Annotated in this window: 11 protein-coding genes and 28 tRNA genes; 32 read left to right on the top strand and 7 right to left on the bottom strand. The window is 43.5% G+C overall.

The features are described from left to right. Positions 1–559: 559 nt before the first annotated feature. Entirely contained in the window at positions 560–2,068 is a 1,509-nt protein-coding gene (locus NLP_RS23375) for a hypothetical protein (RefSeq protein WP_104908418.1), read from the bottom strand. 614 nt (positions 2,069–2,682) lie between these two features. On the opposite strand from NLP_RS23375, the gene NLP_RS23370 reads away from it, so the two are divergent. Together NLP_RS23370 and NLP_RS23365 are read left to right on the top strand one after the other, a co-directional pair. Beyond that, positions 2,683–3,378: an esterase/lipase family protein gene (locus NLP_RS23370; RefSeq protein WP_104909995.1), complete on the top strand. Its 696-nt coding sequence runs from the start codon at positions 2,683–2,685 to the stop codon at positions 3,376–3,378. A gap of 100 nt (positions 3,379–3,478) precedes the next feature. Continuing rightward, a complete protein-coding gene (locus NLP_RS23365) occupies positions 3,479–4,111 on the top strand; it encodes a cytochrome b N-terminal domain-containing protein (protein WP_104908417.1) in 633 nt (210 codons plus the stop codon). Positions 4,112–4,162: 51 nt separating this feature from the next. Here the strand turns inward: NLP_RS23365 and NLP_RS23360 are convergent, their stop codons facing one another. Further along, on the bottom strand, positions 4,163–6,082 hold the full coding sequence (locus tag NLP_RS23360; RefSeq protein ID WP_104908416.1) for a cation:proton antiporter: 1,920 nt from the start codon (positions 6,080–6,082) through the stop codon (positions 4,163–4,165). Positions 6,083–6,408: 326 nt separating this feature from the next. On the opposite strand from NLP_RS23360, the gene NLP_RS23355 reads away from it, so the two are divergent. Beyond that, positions 6,409–6,481: transfer RNA gene (locus NLP_RS23355), tRNA-Glu, on the top strand. 94 nt (positions 6,482–6,575) lie between these two features. Here NLP_RS23355 and NLP_RS23350 read toward each other — a convergent pair. The 3 genes from NLP_RS23350 to NLP_RS23340 form a co-directional block, all read right to left on the bottom strand. Next, complete coding sequence (locus NLP_RS23350; protein ID WP_104908415.1) at positions 6,576–7,163, bottom strand: SRPBCC family protein; 588 nt, start codon at positions 7,161–7,163, stop codon at positions 6,576–6,578. Between the two features lie 8 nt (positions 7,164–7,171). Further along, positions 7,172–9,199 carry a GAF domain-containing protein gene (locus tag NLP_RS23345; RefSeq protein WP_104909994.1) on the bottom strand — a complete coding sequence of 676 codons (2,028 nt, stop codon included), beginning with the start codon at positions 9,197–9,199 and terminating at the stop codon, positions 7,172–7,174. A gap of 872 nt (positions 9,200–10,071) precedes the next feature. Then, positions 10,072–10,407 (bottom strand): hypothetical protein, encoded by a 336-nt coding sequence (locus NLP_RS23340; RefSeq protein WP_094347436.1) that lies wholly within the window; start codon positions 10,405–10,407, stop codon positions 10,072–10,074. Between the two features lie 437 nt (positions 10,408–10,844). On the opposite strand from NLP_RS23340, the gene NLP_RS23330 reads away from it, so the two are divergent. After that, entirely contained in the window at positions 10,845–11,351 is a 507-nt protein-coding gene (locus NLP_RS23330) for an HNH endonuclease (protein WP_104909993.1), read from the top strand. Between the two features lie 16 nt (positions 11,352–11,367). Continuing rightward, on the top strand, positions 11,368–11,757 hold the full coding sequence (locus NLP_RS23325; RefSeq protein WP_104908413.1) for an alr0857 family protein: 390 nt from the start codon (positions 11,368–11,370) through the stop codon (positions 11,755–11,757). Between the two features lie 34 nt (positions 11,758–11,791). Here the strand turns inward: NLP_RS23325 and NLP_RS23320 are convergent, their stop codons facing one another. Beyond that, the gene (locus NLP_RS23320; RefSeq protein ID WP_104908412.1) at positions 11,792–12,637 is read right to left on the bottom strand and encodes a polysaccharide deacetylase family protein; all 846 of its coding nucleotides are present in this window, start codon (positions 12,635–12,637) and stop codon (positions 11,792–11,794) included. Positions 12,638–13,144: 507 nt separating this feature from the next. Here NLP_RS23320 and NLP_RS23310 point away from each other — a divergent pair. From NLP_RS23310 to NLP_RS23195, 27 genes are all read left to right on the top strand, one after another. After that, positions 13,145–13,218, top strand: a tRNA-Asp gene (locus NLP_RS23310). Between the two features lie 4 nt (positions 13,219–13,222). Then, a tRNA-OTHER gene (locus NLP_RS33485) sits at positions 13,223–13,344 on the top strand. 3 nt (positions 13,345–13,347) lie between these two features. Continuing rightward, positions 13,348–13,420 (top strand) — tRNA-Cys (locus NLP_RS23305). 10 nt (positions 13,421–13,430) lie between these two features. Continuing rightward, a tRNA-Met gene (locus tag NLP_RS23300) sits at positions 13,431–13,506 on the top strand. 3 nt (positions 13,507–13,509) lie between these two features. Continuing rightward, positions 13,510–13,581: transfer RNA gene (locus tag NLP_RS23295), tRNA-Trp, on the top strand. 56 nt (positions 13,582–13,637) lie between these two features. Next, a tRNA-Glu gene (locus NLP_RS23290) sits at positions 13,638–13,708 on the top strand. Between the two features lie 7 nt (positions 13,709–13,715). Further along, positions 13,716–13,798 (top strand) — tRNA-Tyr (locus NLP_RS23285). Between the two features lie 4 nt (positions 13,799–13,802). Beyond that, a tRNA-Ser gene (locus NLP_RS23280) sits at positions 13,803–13,889 on the top strand. Positions 13,890–13,893: 4 nt separating this feature from the next. After that, positions 13,894–13,968, top strand: a tRNA-Arg gene (locus NLP_RS23275). A 21-nt stretch (positions 13,969–13,989) separates the two neighbouring features. Next, positions 13,990–14,064, top strand: a tRNA-Phe gene (locus NLP_RS23270). Positions 14,065–14,070: 6 nt separating this feature from the next. Further along, a tRNA-Asn gene (locus NLP_RS23265) sits at positions 14,071–14,145 on the top strand. A gap of 5 nt (positions 14,146–14,150) precedes the next feature. Next, a tRNA-Gln gene (locus tag NLP_RS23260) sits at positions 14,151–14,223 on the top strand. A 3-nt stretch (positions 14,224–14,226) separates the two neighbouring features. After that, a tRNA-Gln gene (locus NLP_RS23255) sits at positions 14,227–14,302 on the top strand. Between the two features lie 6 nt (positions 14,303–14,308). Further along, a tRNA-Leu gene (locus NLP_RS23250) sits at positions 14,309–14,385 on the top strand. 6 nt (positions 14,386–14,391) lie between these two features. Continuing rightward, a tRNA-Leu gene (locus NLP_RS23245) sits at positions 14,392–14,469 on the top strand. A gap of 1 nt (position 14,470) precedes the next feature. Beyond that, positions 14,471–14,543: transfer RNA gene (locus NLP_RS23240), tRNA-Pro, on the top strand. 3 nt (positions 14,544–14,546) lie between these two features. Continuing rightward, a tRNA-Leu gene (locus NLP_RS23235) sits at positions 14,547–14,620 on the top strand. A gap of 12 nt (positions 14,621–14,632) precedes the next feature. Next, positions 14,633–14,708 (top strand) — tRNA-Met (locus tag NLP_RS33480). Positions 14,709–14,716: 8 nt separating this feature from the next. Then, positions 14,717–14,789: transfer RNA gene (locus NLP_RS23230), tRNA-Thr, on the top strand. A gap of 4 nt (positions 14,790–14,793) precedes the next feature. Further along, positions 14,794–14,864 (top strand) — tRNA-Gly (locus tag NLP_RS23225). A gap of 9 nt (positions 14,865–14,873) precedes the next feature. Beyond that, a tRNA-Gly gene (locus NLP_RS33475) sits at positions 14,874–14,945 on the top strand. Between the two features lie 5 nt (positions 14,946–14,950). Next, positions 14,951–15,026 (top strand) — tRNA-Val (locus tag NLP_RS23220). 6 nt (positions 15,027–15,032) lie between these two features. Further along, positions 15,033–15,106, top strand: a tRNA-Arg gene (locus tag NLP_RS23215). Between the two features lie 169 nt (positions 15,107–15,275). After that, positions 15,276–15,349, top strand: a tRNA-Ala gene (locus NLP_RS23205). Positions 15,350–15,355: 6 nt separating this feature from the next. Further along, positions 15,356–15,429: transfer RNA gene (locus NLP_RS23200), tRNA-His, on the top strand. 7 nt (positions 15,430–15,436) lie between these two features. Beyond that, positions 15,437–15,519: transfer RNA gene (locus NLP_RS33470), tRNA-OTHER, on the top strand. A gap of 157 nt (positions 15,520–15,676) precedes the next feature. After that, positions 15,677–15,747: transfer RNA gene (locus NLP_RS23195), tRNA-Lys, on the top strand. Positions 15,748–15,842: 95 nt separating this feature from the next. Here the strand turns inward: NLP_RS23195 and NLP_RS23190 are convergent. Next, the gene (locus NLP_RS23190) at positions 15,843–16,931 is read right to left on the bottom strand and encodes a glycoside hydrolase family 3 N-terminal domain-containing protein (protein ID WP_104908409.1); all 1,089 of its coding nucleotides are present in this window, start codon (positions 16,929–16,931) and stop codon (positions 15,843–15,845) included. Positions 16,932–17,146: the final 215 nt, after the last annotated feature.

The raw sequence follows: 17,146 nt of genomic DNA, 5'->3' as shown, positions 1-17,146 counted from the left end.
CTGTGCCCCTACGACAGATGTGGTTTTTAAAGCCTTACATACTATGTATTTTGTGTCAATGCGTAAGTCCTAAAGTATTATGTATGACGAACTAGCGATCGCTTATTCGTCAACTACTAAAAACAATATTTTAAACCCAATACCCTGATGTAGAGACGGGATTTATCGCATCTTAAAAGACCAATTATCTACACCAATAGCTATCTTGCACGAATACAAAACTAGCCCACCCTGCGGGAAGCGAGCTACATTCCCCAACCCCTTCTCCCAATTTTGCGAGAAGTGGAGACAATTTCAAAGTCCCTCTCCCAAGCTTGGGAGAGGGATTTAGGGTGAGGGCTTTTGATTCATGCAAGAAGTCTAATAACTTTTAACCCAAGCGTATTGTATTTTAAACAGGACTTACGCAAACAATAGTCGAAAAGAATGATTTTCAGGTAGGTAAAAGGCCCTGAGGGTACTCCAGGGGAGAACTCGTAGAGTGCCGCTTCTTTATGAGACGCTGCGAATACGTCTACATCAATTACCTATACCTGAATCCAAAATCATCAGCGGGTGATTATTTTTCTGAATTAGACTTTTGTCTGCTTTCCTTGACTTCACGCAACCGTTCTACTAATTTTTTATCCGATTCAGCAGCAGATGTAGACTGGCCCTGATTGATTTTCGGCAACAATAACGGTTCAGAAGTAGTAGCTGCCGATGAAGGCGTAGGCTGGTTATTTTTAATTTGCAGTTCAGATAATGGTTTGGGAGTAGCTGCTGGTGCAGTTAATGGTTTGAGAGTACCTGTTGGTGAGGACGTAGGCAGGTTATTTCTGATTTGTAAATTAGGTAATGGTTTAAAAGTAGCTGCTGGTGAGGGGGTAATCTGATTGTTATTGATTCCCGGTGCAGATAATGACGAGGGCTTTTGCTCTTGATTAATTCCAGTAAGATTGCTCGTACTGCTTTGGAAACGTAGGTTGAATGGATAGGAACTAATCTGTTTATCTCCCTTGGGGGATTGCTTGTTGAAGTATTGCCTTGCTTTTAATTGCAATTCCGGGGAAATTAACTTGTCTTGAAATTTGATATCTAAGACCTTACCATCAGGATCTACCACTAATACACCCAAAACAGCACCTTCAAGATTTGACTTATCCGTGGATAATGTTTGGCGGATGACTGGTTTTTGTTCAGCATTAGGGTATTGTTGCTGGACTTCCTTTCTCAGGTTGGCGTAGGAGTCTAGCTGTGCAATTGCCTGTTGAGTTCCCTTAGCCGATAAATCGGGTGTTTGTAGCGTGCTTCCCCTAGTTCCAATTAAAGTACCCCCATTCGTTGGAGCTTGTTTTAGAGAATTTATCAGCGGGTTTTGAGCAATTCTAAACGACGCATTATTATTAATCGGTTGCGTCATTGGCTGAGAAGTCGTATTTACCTGTGCTGTTTCAACGGGTGTACTGTCAGATAAGATTGGAGGTTGGGCATTCCGCAGAAGATCAGCAGGTATTTGCTGCGACTGCAATTCTGGCAGCCTATTTACAGCCAGCGGCTTAGGTGGTTCGTATTTAGCTACGTTCTCACTCACATTCGCGCGAGGAACTGGTCGAGAGAATCTGGCGCTGGTATTAAATTTAGAACTATCAAATTTAGACGCGTCAAACCGCAAATTATCACTAGGAATCATCCGCAAAGACTGCCTTGTAGGCAAAGAGGATACTCGATAGTTATTCGATGATGCTGGTAGCGGAGGTAATACCAGCTGACTCGATGGTGATGGCGCTAACGGGGTTAATCCCGGTTGGACGCTAAAGTTTGGAGCAGCAAGTGGGGCGACTGGAGGTAATTGTTGTAAACCAATTTGGGGTGTGCTTTGCGGCAAACGGTTTTGGTCTGCTTGGCTCAATTCCAAAAGTCCAACTGTTTTAGATGATGCTGTTTCTTTGGGCTTGTTAGACTCCATCGGCATCAATGGTACGATCATAGCGATCGCACCGTGGATACCAAGGGAGGCTATAGCTGCTATCCCAATTGGCTGGCTTAAGATTTCTGGTATATTTCTCAGCAGGGAGACGTAAGACATAGCTTTTATCGTTCACTCACTCAGTTACAGTTGACTAGCGATTTTCTCTTTTCGATATTGCAATATCTTGCAAGATATGCGTTCTTCATAAGGAAATAATAACTTTCTCTGCTGGCAATCAAAACGCTAAAATTGCCATTTATTCAAGTTTTTAACTAATGACGCTGTATCATATCTTCAAAATTCGAGCTTGCTAAAGAGATATTTTAAAAATTACTACTTTTGATTTTTTATTGTTATGACGCACACAATTAAAATTAATATCTAGAAGTTTTATAAAGTTTAAGTAAACGCACAAGTTTGAATACATTAAAACATCTGCCGAAGTTGCCTTGTTTTTTTCAACTGTTTTTCAGTCAACGACACTTCTGTAACAGATGACACACGTGTTTTTTCGATCCTGGGGCCTATTTAAAAAAATAGTACCACATTGGCAGCCACTCAAACTGTTGCAAATTGTACAATTTTATTGACATTCTAGCCTAAAACCCATCAAAGCTATTGGTTTTTATCCAAGGAGTGAGTCAGACGATCGCAATTCTACTTCCTGAATCATGACTAGTTCTTCGTCAAAAAAGTTCAAACCCTCAATCATTGCATCCCCAAAATTTCTAATGCCGTTACCGACAGTTATTGTGCCTGGTTATCTGGAAAACGCGATCGCTTATCGCCAGCTAGAACAATCCCTACAAAAGTTAGATTTTCCTACAGTTACAGTACCACTGCGAAGGCGTGACTGGCTCCCCACTTTGGGAGGAAGACCTGTAACCCTGATTCTGCAAGAACTTGATTACACGATCAAGCATATATTAGAGCAACATAATGCTACTCAAATTAACTTAATTGCTCACTCAGCCGGAGGTTGGATATCCCGGATCTACATGGGAGAAAAGCCCTATTTGGCAAGCAGTGATGTCAAGCCATTTCTCTGGCAAGGGCATCCCTTGGTTGCTAATCTCATTACCTTGGGTACACCCCATATTAGCCAAGAACGCTGGACACGCCAGAATCTGGATTTTGTTACCAATAACTACCCAGGAGCTTTTTACAAAAACGTTCGTTACGTTTGTGTGGCTGGCAAAACTATCTTTGGGAAAAGGCGGCCTGGTAGTTGGTTAGCTTACAGTAGTTACCAATTAACCTGTGGTAAGGGCAACACTTGGGGAGATGGCATCACACCCATTGAAGCTGCTCATTTAGAGGGAGCAGAAAATCTGGTGATTGAAGGTGTCAAGCATTCTCCCAGAAGTCCTGGAATTTGGTATGGCTCACCAGAACCCTTAAAAGCTTGGGTGCAATATTTGATTTAAAAAACTTTATTTTTATATAAAAAAAGTAACATTTATTAAAATTTCTTAGTTAAAATCGTAATAAGAATAAATACTTACTTAAGAACAGGAGGGGTGAGCTATGCAAAGCACCCAGTTCGATAAGATTTTGCGACGAATAGCGACGATATTATCAGTCGTGATTTTGACTCTGTGTTTAATTTATATCTCTACCGGAGTAATGCTTTCTTTTTACTATGAACCGACAGCAGGCGGAGCTTATAACTCATTGAAGATGATTAATACACAACTGCCATACGGCTGGTTATTTTGGAGAGCGCATGATATTGCTGGTAATGCGGTAATAGCGATCGCTCTAATTCAAATTGTGGTGATGTTTTTAGGTCGGCAATTTCGCAAGAGTTGGCTGGCTGCTTGGATTAGTGTGATTTTGTTAACCCTGAGTGCGATCGGGCTGGATTGGACAGCGATGATTTTAGATTGGACTCAGGAAGGGTACTGGCGTTTTAGCATTGAGCTAGGAACCATCGAAGCCATTCCTTTGATTGGTGGGCAACTGCGCGAAATCCTGACTGGTGGTGGAGCCATTAACACAATTACCGTCGAACACCTTTACACAATACACAGTTATCTGATTTCGGTAGCGACGCTAATTCTCGCCATAGTACATTTGTCTGCTTTACTCTGGCAAGAATGGCAAATGTATCAAGAAACGCCAAAACCAGAAAGCGAATTTATTCCTTCCCAAGGCTAATAAACAGTCAAGAGTTAGGAATTCCTCCCCTGCTCCCCTGCCCCATCCCCCTCATCCCCCAGAAGCCTCACTAGTAGAAAGTTGAGATAATTGGGCAAGGGATAGGTCTTCAACCTCTGGTAGCTTTTCTAGAGAAAGGGGAGTGGATTGGGTAGCACCAGATAAGCGTTTTAAAAGGCTAGGTCTGGGGTCATGTAACAGATAAATAATCCGATCGCCAATTTCCCAATCTTGGTTAGCTGGTATTACCTGTAAGCGTTCTGCTCGTTCTACCAATAGCGGTATCAACACCCCAGTCTGAATCTTTTCTTGGATGCGATCGCATTGAGTCGAAAACTCCAACTCATCTAGCGTGGTTGTTCCCAACTTCACTCGCCCATCATTCAAATACTCATTCCAAGTTTTAATCGCTAAGTCTGGGATAAAAGCTTGATTAACTTTATTACTAGCCGAGATACTCGCTTGCGGATCGCGGGGAAAAACAGCTAAGACGCGCGGGGGTTTAAACTCCTCAGCTGCTCGTTGAGCCAAAACAAAATTCACCTCGCCATTACTTGTCATAGCCAAAAAAGTGCCCATAGAGGCAAGTCCTGCCTCTTCCAAAACAGCAGCATCCAGTGCACTGCTGGCAATAACCCGGAGATTTTGCGCCTCGGCTTGCACAAGACATTCGGGGTCAGTATCAATCATCACCACGTTTTCTCCCCGTTCTTGAAAGAAGCGGGCAATCAAAAGACTCAAAGGATTACAACCCACAATCACTGCTCCAGTTACATCCTTGGAGGTGATTTGCAGCCATTTAGCAACCCAGCCAGCTGTTAGCCCCTGGCAGACAACAGTCATGATAATTGTCAGGAATACTAGAGCTTTAATCGAATCACCGCCGTTAATGCCGCGTTGAGTCAACGAAATCGCAAAAAAAGAAGCCACAGAGGCAGCAACAATTCCTCTCGGAGCAACCCAGCTTAAAAACAGTTTCTGTCGCCAGTTTAGGTCACTGTTCCAGGTACACAAGAGGATGTTAATCGGGCGAACGACAAACATTAGTACCAAAACGGTGAATAAACTACCCCAACCCAAAGCAAACACACTCGCAATGGATAAATCAGCAGCTAATAAGATAAATAGTACCGAGACGCTGAGAATTGTTAGCTGACCCTTAAAGCTGCGTAACAGACGTTCTTCCGGGACTGAGGAGTTAGCAAAGACTGCTCCTGCAACTACTGTTGTCATTACTCCCGATTCACTGCGGATCATTTGCGATAATGTAAACAGGCTCCAAAGTATCGCTAACACCACTAAATTTTTTAGCTCAAATGACAGAAAACTGGCGCGTTTGAAAATCAAACTCATCAGATAACCGCCAGCACCACCAATTCCTGCACCAACACCCAGACGTATAAGTAAACCGACGATCGCATTGATCGGGTCAGCATCGCCGTTCAAAATCGTATCGAGGACAACGAAGGCGAGGATAGCCCCTACAGGGTCAATTAAAACCCCTTCTCCTTCCAAAAGCGTTGCCACTTGCCGATCGACATTGATTTGTTTGAGCAATGGGCCAACGACGGTTGGCCCTGTCACCACGACTATGGAAGCATAGAGAAAAGCTATGTTCCAGGGAAATTCACCCAGCCAGTGGGCTGCCATACTCCCGCCAAGCAATGTGATCAGCGTTCCTTGAGTGACAAGCAATTGTAGGCTGACTGAAACTCTACCTAACTCTCGCAGATCCAAGTTAAGTCCGCCTTCAAACAAAATGATTGCCGTTGCTAGGGCGACTATAACTTCCAGTCCAGTGCCTAGCACGTGGGGATGCAATAGCCCTATACCATCAGAGCCAAACAAGATGCCCAATAGCAATAACAAGACGATACTGGGTACACGAAGGTATGCAGCCAGCACTTGGGCACTAATGCCTGCAAAGACAGCGATCGCCATCTGTATGGTGATTTCAAAAGATGCTTCCATGTTGTAGATTTTGAGCGATTTATTTCAAAATCTCTTGTAAAAAACCGTAGATATTAACTCTACAGGGTACAACATCATACCCTTTGTTCCTTGCTGTCTTCAGCGTTTTTTAGATATGTGTATACCCCGAAATTCCTAGTGCCCAACGCTGACGCACCCTGCGGCTGATCGCAGAAGCATCTACGGACTTTTTTATCTGTCTCCATATCTTTGTATCCTCTTCGAGCTTTTGCTTCCACCCAGTTTAGCTGCCAGAAACTTTTTTTGGCAAAACCTGTTGACAACGGCAAGGAAATTGGTTAACTTATAAAAGGTCTGAGTCCAATGCCCCCATCGTCTAGAGGCCTAGGACACCTCCCTTTCACGGAGGTAACGGGGATTCGAATTCCCCTGGGGGTACTTAAAAACAATAAAAAGCAAAAGCTTTTTTGTTTGAAATCTAGCAATAAAAACTATCATCCAGGAATGCACCTGAATGATGGTTTAATTGTTGTTATGCATACGGTTTTTTGCTGGCTAGTTCTTCTACACGTTGGTGAATAGCCAAAAGATTTAACCGCAAATCTTTGCTCAGGCGATTTTCAATAATCCCCACTGGCATAGTGAGTTTAGGCCAAACTTGAATTGTGTAGGACAGATTTGTTCCTAGATACTCACCGAAAGAATAAGGCTCTAAGCACCAGCTACCAGAAAAGCCTTTAAAATCTCCCTCTACCATGCGGAAATTAATTGCTTTAGGGAAGCATTCTTCTAAATCTAGAACTACCCGCGCACAAAAGTTGAAATTTAGTAAGCGTTGGGAGCCTACTTGCTCCAGTCGAATTCCACCATTGGGATGCTCGATTAGATAACTCTTGGCGAGGTTGGGGATGAAGTCAGGTAAGGCTTCATAATTTGTCAGAACCTTCCAGATTTGCTCCACTGGGTGGGGAATTTGGACTTTAGCACTGATTTGCCGCTGTCGCTCTGCTATTTTCTCAATTTGAACTTCTACCTTAGCAGGCAAATCCCCTTCTAGGTTGGTGTCATCAGTAGGAGACTGCAAATTAGGGTTCTCTGTTGTGTTCTGTTTTTTAGTCACTTTCAGAATTATGGTTTGCTTTCGTCAGAAAATTGGGGCAGAGTCAAGGTGAAGCAAATTTCGCTCTGTTCAGAATCCGAAATTAGGAGACTTTCAACAGCGATCGCTCCATTCAAATGCTGCACTAAAGACTTGACTAAAGCAAGTCCCAAGCCAGTCCCTGGAGTCCAACTCCCTCTTCCTCTTCCACGACGGAACTTATCAAAGATGTAGGTCGCTTCTTCTTCTGAGATGGCACGTCCTGTATTCGTCACCTTCATGATAACTTGATCGATTTGTTGATCGACTCGGTGAGCAGCTTCAAGGTGAACTATTGTATCAGGCTCTGAGTATTTACAGGCATTAGTTAATAATTCTTGCAGGATGCGGTCAAAGCTCTCCAGTTCAGTTTGCAGTTTGAGCGATTCCTCCGGCAAATCTACAGAAATCTTTAATCCCTTTTCCGCAAGTTTTTTCTCAAAAGATGCTGCTATATCCTGAATTCTAGTATTTAAATCTATAGATTCTAATTGCAGGGCTTTGCTCTGTAACTCTAGCTCTTGGAGGGTCAACAAGTCATTAATCAAGTTGATTTCCTTGGAACATTCTTGTTCAAGAATATTGAGATATATACCCTGACGCTCTGGTGTTATTCCTGGCAAACGCAAGTTTTTTATTGACATCAGCATATTTGTCAAAGGGTAGCGTAGGCGATCGCTCATGTTGCTCATAAATTCATCTTTGAGTTCATTGAGTTTCTGTAGCTGCTCGACATACTGCCGTGTTCTTTCATGCAATTTTGCCTGGAGTTCCTGACTGCTCTGGACTGTGGCTGCCCGCTCATCTACCGCACTTTGGAATTTTTCGAATCTTTTTGACTGAATTATGGCGTTACTCACTTGAGCACAAACCATTTCTACAATATTTAATTCTGCTGGTTGCCAACTGCGAGTCACAGCTTGCTGTAGCACCAAAAATCCTAAAATTGTACCTTGACTTTCTAATGCCATTAACAGCACCGTCGGAAATTTCTCTACTGCCAATAATGGAGTAGCTGTTGAGGTATCATTTTGCTCTGTATAATTATCAAAGATTACTGGTTTTCCTGGGTTTAGCAAGGCACGCTGGCATAAACCACAGTCTGAAATCAAGAAAGACTGAGCTAAGGTGTCTAGTTTACTAGTGCCAGAATTTTGTGTTTCTGTATGCGGCCATTCAGCAATTACACTAGCTTTCGCTTTGGGGATTTGTTTTTTAGCTTGAGTCCTATATAGTGGATCTATATATTTCAGTAATATCAGCAAACCCCGATCTGCCTGTAGAGATTCGGTAGTAGAGTCGATAACTACCTGCAACATTTGATTAAGCTTCAAGTTGCTACGACTCAATATGGTTAATTGCTTGATCAAACTTTCATGCTGCTTGCTCTTTTGCAGGGACTGCTCTTGATGAGCAATTAGCTGGGCTTGTGCCACGCGAAAAAAAGCGATCGCGCAAGCCGACTCCACTTCTTTGAGCAATTGTTTTTCTGATTCACTCCATTCATAAGGTTGGGATTTAATCAGATTAATCACTCCATTATTATTGCCACCAAACCGAGTTGGAATTGCCAAAACTGCTTCTATGGCTAGTGGCAAATATTGACAACCAATTACCAGACTGTTGTGAATCAAGGAAATGTCTTCAATAGTCAATGGTTCAGCAGCACATTGCAGCACTGGCAAGTGCATAAGTAACTGTTCCATCGAAACCATCTCTTCTGAGTGTGGCAACCCTAGATACTCATCAGCACACCAATTAGTAGTAATCGCTTCCTCGGTTGTCTCACCCGTTACTGAAACCAAGCAGCAGCAATCTACTTTAAAAGCAACTCCGAGCAATTGGGCTATCTCTTGCAGCATCAAAGCCGTAGTAGAGCTATTAGCAATAATTTGGTTAATCTTTTGTACCAACTCGCGGGCAGGTTCTTCCTGATGCTGCATCAGTTTGACTTGGTAAGGTTGTAGTCGGTCTATGTCATCTACGTAATGTGGCGGCGATGATAAAGGCTTTTTCATTTTTGGCACGCCCTCGGATAATAACCCCATTGTTCTTGCACCCAACCTCTTGGCATATTCTTCACCGTATTCTTCACCGTTAGTTGTGTTGCTACACCCTGATAAATTGACAAATTTTGTGTGAATACTTTCTCTCACCTGTTATAGCCCTTTTCTATCTCAGATGGCCAAATTCCCCCTGTATCAAGCAAATTGCTACATTGGTACATAAGTAATAGAATACTTAAGATATCCTATAAATGCTTAAGTTAGCTTATTTTTAACTGCTCTATCTTGAAATAATTTACTAACTTTATCCTGTCTGTAAGTATACATAAACCGTAATTTCTCTGGAATTACAGCAAAATTCACCTTTTGAGGGCGTAAAATTACGTAACTTGCTTTATAAAGCTTTATTACATTTATTGAAAAAACTAGTAGGTTTAACAAGCTACTCTTCAATCTCCGTAACTCTCAGTAAAATATCAATAAAAGTAAAAGGAGACACGAGGAGGTTGCTCTTGCAGTGTACGCTTCTCTTCTCTACAAGAGGCTGCGCTAACGAGACACACTCGTATTCAGACCTATACTGATAGCGTAACTGTGGTAGCGAGTTCGTGAGCGTCTTGCTCTCAAACTGTGGCAGAAATTTGGAGTAGAGCTTAAATTTAAATAAATTCTTGCTCATTAGAGGTTGCGGCAGTTCTGGCTAAATTTTGAATGCAGCCCAGTTATTAGTAAAAATAACTAGGCTGCATTCGTCTGAATATAAAATTAAACCACATCTATTTTGAAAACTATATTTTTTAAAGTAGTAAGAGCATTTTGTCCTCCCTGCTGGTAGTAGCGGGCTTTTCGGCCCGCCCTACTCCAGGTTTTAAAATGTACGAGGTTTATCCAGCCAAGCTCTCGACACTCAGAGGAACCATATCGCCATTCCTCGTCAGTCCTAGCAACATCGGTTCTTGGGGTTGAATTAGTTGACCTGTAAGTACACAGCGTTCTTCTTGCTGAGCTGTGGCAGCTATGCTAGCTCGAATGTCGGATCGCGAAAATCGAGGCTTCCACTCACCTGATTTTTGCTGGACATAATTCCAAAGGATATCTCGGATCAGAGCTTGATATCCCTGATTCCCAGCTATTTCTTTGAGCTTATCTTTGAGTTCCCGCTCTAGGCGAATGCTGGTAACTTCCATATCGGTGGTTGGGGTGCGAGCGATCGTATGCATCAGTTTTTCTCCTTAAAGGTATAGACAGGATAGTAATACAAGTGTAGTATGTTTAAAGGAATGTTCAATAGGTGAAATTTTCTGTGAAATCCATTTACCCCATCTCTACCTCAATTTTGTGCGCTACCAATTGCCGAACCAATTGGGAATCGGCTGCTATGGAAGTGGAGTATTTATTTATGGGCGATGGTAGCCGAAATCATGGGCAAATCACAGAAGGTAATGATGATTATAAGTATGTAGCCATTAGTGCACTATTTGCAAAACCACAACTAAATCAAAAAAGCGGGGGGTATAGGCAAAAGAATCCTGTACCGATATGAAACCAGAAAATTTTCCGGTCAATTATAACCCCCGCTTCACCGAAAACTTGAAGCGGGGGTTTTTTTATAAGGAGTTAAGCTGTGACGATATCTTCCATGCGCGGCGCGAACGCAATGCAAGTGTTAGAGCAATCTGTGGTGGTGTTTTCTCAAAATTACTTGCCACTATGTCGGGTGAATATCAAGCGGGCGATTGTGCTGTTAGTAACCAACAAGGCGCAACCGCTGGGTTTTACCACAGAAAGCGGATGGCAAGTTCACTCACCCAGTTTGGTAATTGATGTGCCAAAACATATTCGCTTGACAATCACTTCTAATGAGCGGATGTGGAAAGTTCCGCCAGTCAATCGGCGGGAAGTATTACGACGAGACCATCACAGTTGCCAATATTGCGGCAACGGCAAACATCTAACGCTAGATCATGTGATGCCGCGTTCTAAAGGCGGTTCTCACACTTGGGATAACGTAGTCGCAGCTTGTGAAAGATGTAACTCCCGTAAAGGCGATCGCACTTTGTTTGAAGCTGGTATGCAACTGCGTACCAAACCAAAAGCGCCAATCCACCCCGCGATTTCTTTTGCTGAACAGTTTTGGATAGATATGCAAGCAAACCTGGAATAACAGGAGAGCATAAGGAATGCTGAAATTAACTTACACTGAAAGCAGTTTTGATTTGGAATGTGTCACTCTGTCGCTAGAAGAATGGGTAGCGCAGCGAGTGATTTTAGCCCTGCGAGTTGGGCAAGGTTTGTGCATTGAACCCACTACCGCTTCCTTTTTGCTTCCTGTTGATTTGCCAGGAGTAGAAGTATTGAGGGCTGAGGTAAAAAGAGATGACAGAGAAATCATTGCCCTCTGTGCGTGCGATGCCGAATATATGGAAGTCACGCTGCGGGGTTCTTGGCTATCAGCTTGTTCTAAGGATTCTGTCGGTGTGTTTGTCACCACTATCAGCGATCGCGCTGAGTTCTTTTTGCAGAAACTTTGGCAGGAAGCTCAATCTTGTGCTTCTGTGATGAGTGAATAAACGAAATAGTCGGGTGAGGAGAATTTCTCACCCTTTATTGCGCCATTTTTAGTAGTTCAGGAATTGTCACAAATCGGTAGCCTTGCTGTTTGAGTCCACTGATGATTTGTGGCAAAGCTTCTACAGTTCTGTGGCGATCGCCACCACCATCATGCATTAAAACAATAGAACCAGGTTTCGCGCCTTTCAGGACATTATTTACAAATGCTTGTGGTTTGGCGTGAGGATCGGTATCAGCTGAAGTTACTGACCACATAATTACAGCGTCCTTCTCGCTTTTGGCGTAAGCGGCTAGTCCATTGTTTAAAAAGCCTCCAGGAGGACGAAACAGAGACGTTTTAACTCCTGTAGTTTTGTATATCAGATCGGCTGTGCGATCGATTTCACTTTTGGCTGTGGCTTCATCCATTCGCCGATACCAATGATGCCAAGTATGGTTGCCAATGGCGTATCCTTCGGCTACCTCACGCTTGGCTAAGTCAGGATTTGCTTGCAAGGCTTGTCCTACCCAAAAGAATGTCGCCTTAACATCATTTTGCTTCAGAATATCCAGCATTTCTAGAGTTGTCTTCGGCCAGGGACCATCATCAATGCCTAGAGCAATAATCTTCTCGTTATTTCTGGGATGCACCTGATAAACTGTTTTTCCCTGAAATTTAGCTGGGACTGTAAAGGTAGGGTTTTCTACTTTGGCTGATGGTGGTAGCTGGGCATTAATTTGGCTCTTTGCTGGATCTTGAAGTGCAGTATGAATTTTCCTTAGTGGGTGGTTCAATCCCGATTGTGGGGAGATACCTGGAACAATACTACAAGCTGTAATACTAGAGGCGATCGCGACAAAACTAATTATCTTTTGTCGCTTCAGGTGGTTGTCTGTCACGTCAGGCTTTTAAAGACTCACCCAATCATAACTGTAGTTTGACTTTTAAGAGGGGTTAGCAAGTTCAAATCTAAGTGCAGAAGCTTTTCTAGACAATTTCAAAAAAACTTTCTGAAACCCCTTGACACCTCTTGTAGTATTTTGTAGTATAAATGTAGTGAAGCGAAAGACAAAGCTTCTCAAGAGTCAAAGTCATGTTCTACATACAACTAAAAGAAAGGCGCTGGCATAAACCAGAGTCCCCAGTCAACAAAGCCGCTCCTACTTGCAAACCATCGCAAGTAGAGGCAATAAACGAAAAAAGTTCTAAGTTTGCACTCATCAAAACCACCGAATACATTCGGAATATACAACAGGCTTGCTACCTAGAGTTTCGGTTGTTTTGCTAACACTTTCTAATAGTAAAAGCTAATTTTTCTGAACCTTGAAAACTAAATAAGAAATGGGCAAGTTCACCAAAAATCTGTGCCTCAAAACCTAAAAGTTTAGGCACAGATTCCCAAAAATCGGGGTGTAGCTCAACTGGCTAGAGCGTTCCGTTGTCTGCGGAAATGTTGCGGGTTCAAATCCCGTCACCCTGGTTGAAGTCCCGTAGGCGAATAGTTTAAGCCGTCAGTTTACGGCAGTCGCTACAACTCTGGGAACCAGAGCAACGCGCTGCCTGCTCAAGCTGAAGATTGCGAGTGCGAATCTCGTCGGGACTCCCAAATGGCTGAGTAGCCAAGTGGTCGAAGGCGTCGGTCTGCAAAACCGATATCGTGAGTTCAAATCTCACCTCAGCCTCTGGTGCGATCGCAGCGTAGCTTAACCAGCAAAGCCCCAGGTTCATACCCTGGTATATGCGGGTGCAAATCCCGCCGCTGCCACCAAATGCAGGGATGGTGTAACGGCAACACCTCGTGACTCCAAATCCGATGTTCTAGGTTCAAATCCTAGTCCCTGTGTCAGACAATTTTAGATTAATAAATTTCATCCAAAATCTAAAATTCGGTAAATTATGCCCTCGTGGACGAATGGTTAAGTCAGTGCTCTTTCAAAGCACAGATGCGAGTTCAATTCTCGTCGAGGGAATGATTATGGGTCGGTGTCTGAGTCTGGCTGAAGGCGACAGTCTGTAAAACTGTTCTTTTTTGCACGCAGGTTCAAATCCTGCTCGACCCACTATGGAGAGGTGGCTGAGTGGCCTAAAGCATCCTCCTGCTAAGAGGAAGCGGGTGTATACCCGTCACAGGTTCAAATCCTGTTCTCTCCGCTTTGAGAGTGTGGTGTAATCGGATAACATCTCAGTCTACGAAACTGAGGACTTGAGGGTTCAAATCCCTCCGCTCTCGTTACATAATCTCTTCTTTTATCCCCCGGTAGCTCAGTTGGTAGTTAGCGCCTGTTTGAAAAACAGGAGGTCGTCGGTTCGATTCCGACCTGGGGGACTTCGTTGCCTCATAGCTCAATGGTAGAGCAAGCGGCTGTTAACCGCGCGGTTGTAGGTTCGAGTCCTACTGAGGCAGCCATTCATTGCCGGGTGGACGAATTGGTAAGTCGCATCGCTCTGAACGATGAGGTTGCAGGTTCAAACCCTGCCCTGGCAATAAAGCCCTGTGGTGTAATTGGCAACATAGCGCCCTTTGAAGGCGAAGATTCCAGGTTCGAGTCCTGGTGGGGCTGCCAAACTTTGCTCTTGTAGCCCAACTGGAAGAGGCTGCCGTCTCAAAAACGGTATGTTGTGGGTTCAATTCCCACCAAGAGTACCAAAACTTGCTCCTGTAGCCCAATTGGAAGAGGTGGCAGACTTAAAATCTGTTTGGTTGTGGGTTCGACTCCCACCAGGAGTACCAACGGGATGTAATTCAGTGGTCAGAAGCCATGCTTTGGGAGCATGGAGTCGCAGGTTCGAGTCCTGCCATCCCGATATACCTCTGTGACGGAACTGGTATACGTGCTGGAATCAGAGTCCAGATTTTGCAGGTTCAAATCCTGTCAGGGGTATTTGGTGAATATGCGGGGATAGAGCAACGGTGGCTCGTCAGGCTCATAACCTGAACATCAGCAGGTTATGAGCCTGCCTCCGTCACCAAAATTAATGCTGGTGTAGCTCAATTGGCAGAGCAACTGACTTGTAATCAGTAGGTTGCAGGTTCAATTCCTGTTACCAGCTTGATGCGGGTGTGATGTAACGGCAGCATGAGACGCTTCCAACGTCTTCGTGCGAGTTCAAATCTCGCCGTCCGCTCTGAAGCTTGCGGGTGTGATGTAATCGGTAGCATCTGAGTGCGCCATACTCAGTGCGTGGGTTCAAGTCCCTCCACTCGCTTGCATAGTCCTGTAACTCAATTGGTAGAGTGTCTTCCTTACAAGAAGAATGTCGCAGGTTCAATTCCTGCCAGGACTACCAAATATTGGGAGTGTAGCTCAATGGAATAGAGCTTCGAGCTTCTACCTCGAAAGTTGTGGGTTCAAGTCCTACCACTCCCGCCTAAACAAGTCAAAAGTCAAAAGTCAAAAGTCAAAAGTCAAAAGTCAAAAGTCAAAAGTCAAAAGTCAAAAGTCAAAAGTCAAAAGTCAAAAGTCAAAAGTCAAAAGAATGAATTTAATTATTTTTCTTTCTTTTTAGTTTTTACTTTGCTCTTTTTATTTTTTTGATGGGGTCATAGCTCAAATGGATAGAGCGCCTGCCTTGCAAGCAGGAGGTTATGGGTTCAAGTCCCATTGATTCCACTGATGGTGTCTGAAGCCAAAGTGGTCGAGGCGCTGGTTTGTGGAACCAGTCAAAGCGGGTTCAAGTCCCGTCAGACGCCCCTGAATGGAAGATGCCGCTGAATGGACGGCAACTGGTCTTGAAAACCAGGGTATGGGCAACTGTAGGGGTTCGATTCCTCCATCTTCCACTTATCCACCTGAAGCCGAAAAGCGAGGCGCTGTGCTGATAACACAGAAATAGGAGGGGCAGTACCTCCCTGGTGGATTTATATCTAATGTTGGTATTACAAAGCTTGCGATGTAAGTATCCGATCGCACTTGCTCATTTCTTTTTCAAATTAACTAGGGTGGTTGGCATACCGGCTGTGCAGCGGGCTTTTAACCCGCAGAAATAGGTTCGACCCCTATACCACCCACTAAACAATTCAAAATTCAAAATTCAAAATTTAAGAAATGCAATCTTAGTTAGGCTTTTGGCAATTGCTAATGTACAACTTGAATGCACGTTGGGTTATGAGTAGCAACTCGCGATCGCTAGTTGAGCATGTTGCGATAATACATCTTTATCCAAGGCATGTATGGGATATTGCGGTGTTACTGCCAGTAGTTTCTCAATTCTTTCTCTAGCTGCTTCTACCACTGTTTCATCTAAGCTGCCGTTATTAAGCGAATCAGCAAAATCTTCAGCAATCCGATAAGTTCTTTCAATAGATGATGAATTAATATTACGTGACACAATAAACAGATCGCAGCCTGCATTAAATGACCGCGCCACAGTACCAGCTTTCATAAACATATCTGAGATCGCTTTCATATCCAAGTCATCAGATACAACCACTCCCTCGAAGCCAAGTTCCTCTCTAAGTATAGTTTTGAGGATAGCCTGGGAAAGCGTTCCTGGCACATCAGGATCTATCTTGGGAAATAAGATATGGACAGTCATCATCAAAGGAATCTGGACTTCGATTAAAGCTCTGAAGGGTATAAGTTCTCGAAGTCGCAGGTCTTCTAGAGTTAAATTCAGTATTGGTAACTCAATGTGAGAGTCCTTGCTGGTGTCTCCATGTCCCGGAAAGTGTTTGGCGCATCCCAAAATTCCTAAATCTCGAAGTCCAAAGTAATAGTCACGCGCACCTTGAGTAGCAGTTTCGGGAGTGTTACCAAAGGCGCGAGACCCAATCACGGGGTTGTCAGGATGGGAAAAAATATCAGCTACTGGTGCCCAAGATAAATTGATTCCCAATGATTTTAGTTCTACTGCTGTGGCTTTTGCTACTTCATAAGCGTGCGATCGCAGTAATAAGGCATGAGGAAAGCGGGTAATTGGCGGTGGTGTACGAATTACACGACCTCCTTCATGATCGAGAGTCATGAACATAGAATCACGTTCAGTATATTCTCGTATCTGCCTATTTAAATCCTTGAAGCTTTCCAGCCAAACCTGATATGGGGTGCCATCCAAAAAGTTCTTGGCAAAAAATATCACACCAATCGGTTTCAATTCATTGAGTGCGCGTTTATCGTCATCACTTAATGTAGTTCCGGAAATACCTAAAATCAGGTGATGTCCAAAGCGCTTTAGCTCCTGCGATACACCCATAATCTTTTACCTATAAGTTGTGCGGTAAACAACTGGGTTGTTCAACCTAGAGGACATAGACTTTTATCCTACACGCTTATGGGAAGCGGAAAGTTTTCCAAGTAGTCTTTAAGCAATACTCCAGATATTTCCTCAGAGCAAATACACGAATTAGCAAATAAATCAACTACTTTAAGACCACATTTGAGATTACCCTATTTTCAGTCAAAGGAAAT

This window comes from Nostoc sp. 'Lobaria pulmonaria (5183) cyanobiont' (assembly GCF_002949795.1).
Taxonomy (GTDB): domain Bacteria; phylum Cyanobacteriota; class Cyanobacteriia; order Cyanobacteriales; family Nostocaceae; genus Nostoc.
Note: the sequence above shows the minus strand (reverse complement) of the source record. Positions and strands in the feature narration are given on the sequence as shown.

Excerpts from the sequence above, each read along its gene's own strand:
- NLP_RS23375 (WP_104908418.1), bottom strand. The coding sequence starts at position 2,068 with ATGTCTTACGTCTCCCTGCTGAGAAATATACCAGAAATCTTAAGCCAG.
- NLP_RS23370 (WP_104909995.1), top strand. The coding sequence starts at position 2,683 with ATGCCGTTACCGACAGTTATTGTGCCTGGTTATCTGGAAAACGCGATC.
- NLP_RS23365 (WP_104908417.1), top strand. The coding sequence starts at position 3,479 with ATGCAAAGCACCCAGTTCGATAAGATTTTGCGACGAATAGCGACGATA.
- NLP_RS23360 (WP_104908416.1), bottom strand. The coding sequence starts at position 6,082 with ATGGAAGCATCTTTTGAAATCACCATACAGATGGCGATCGCTGTCTTT.
- NLP_RS23345 (WP_104909994.1), bottom strand. The coding sequence starts at position 9,199 with ATGAAAAAGCCTTTATCATCGCCGCCACATTACGTAGATGACATAGAC.
- NLP_RS23340 (WP_094347436.1), bottom strand. The coding sequence starts at position 10,407 with ATGCATACGATCGCTCGCACCCCAACCACCGATATGGAAGTTACCAGC.
- NLP_RS23330 (WP_104909993.1), top strand. The coding sequence starts at position 10,845 with ATGCAAGTGTTAGAGCAATCTGTGGTGGTGTTTTCTCAAAATTACTTG.
- NLP_RS23325 (WP_104908413.1), top strand. The coding sequence starts at position 11,368 with ATGCTGAAATTAACTTACACTGAAAGCAGTTTTGATTTGGAATGTGTC.
- NLP_RS23190 (WP_104908409.1), bottom strand. The coding sequence starts at position 16,931 with ATGGGTGTATCGCAGGAGCTAAAGCGCTTTGGACATCACCTGATTTTA.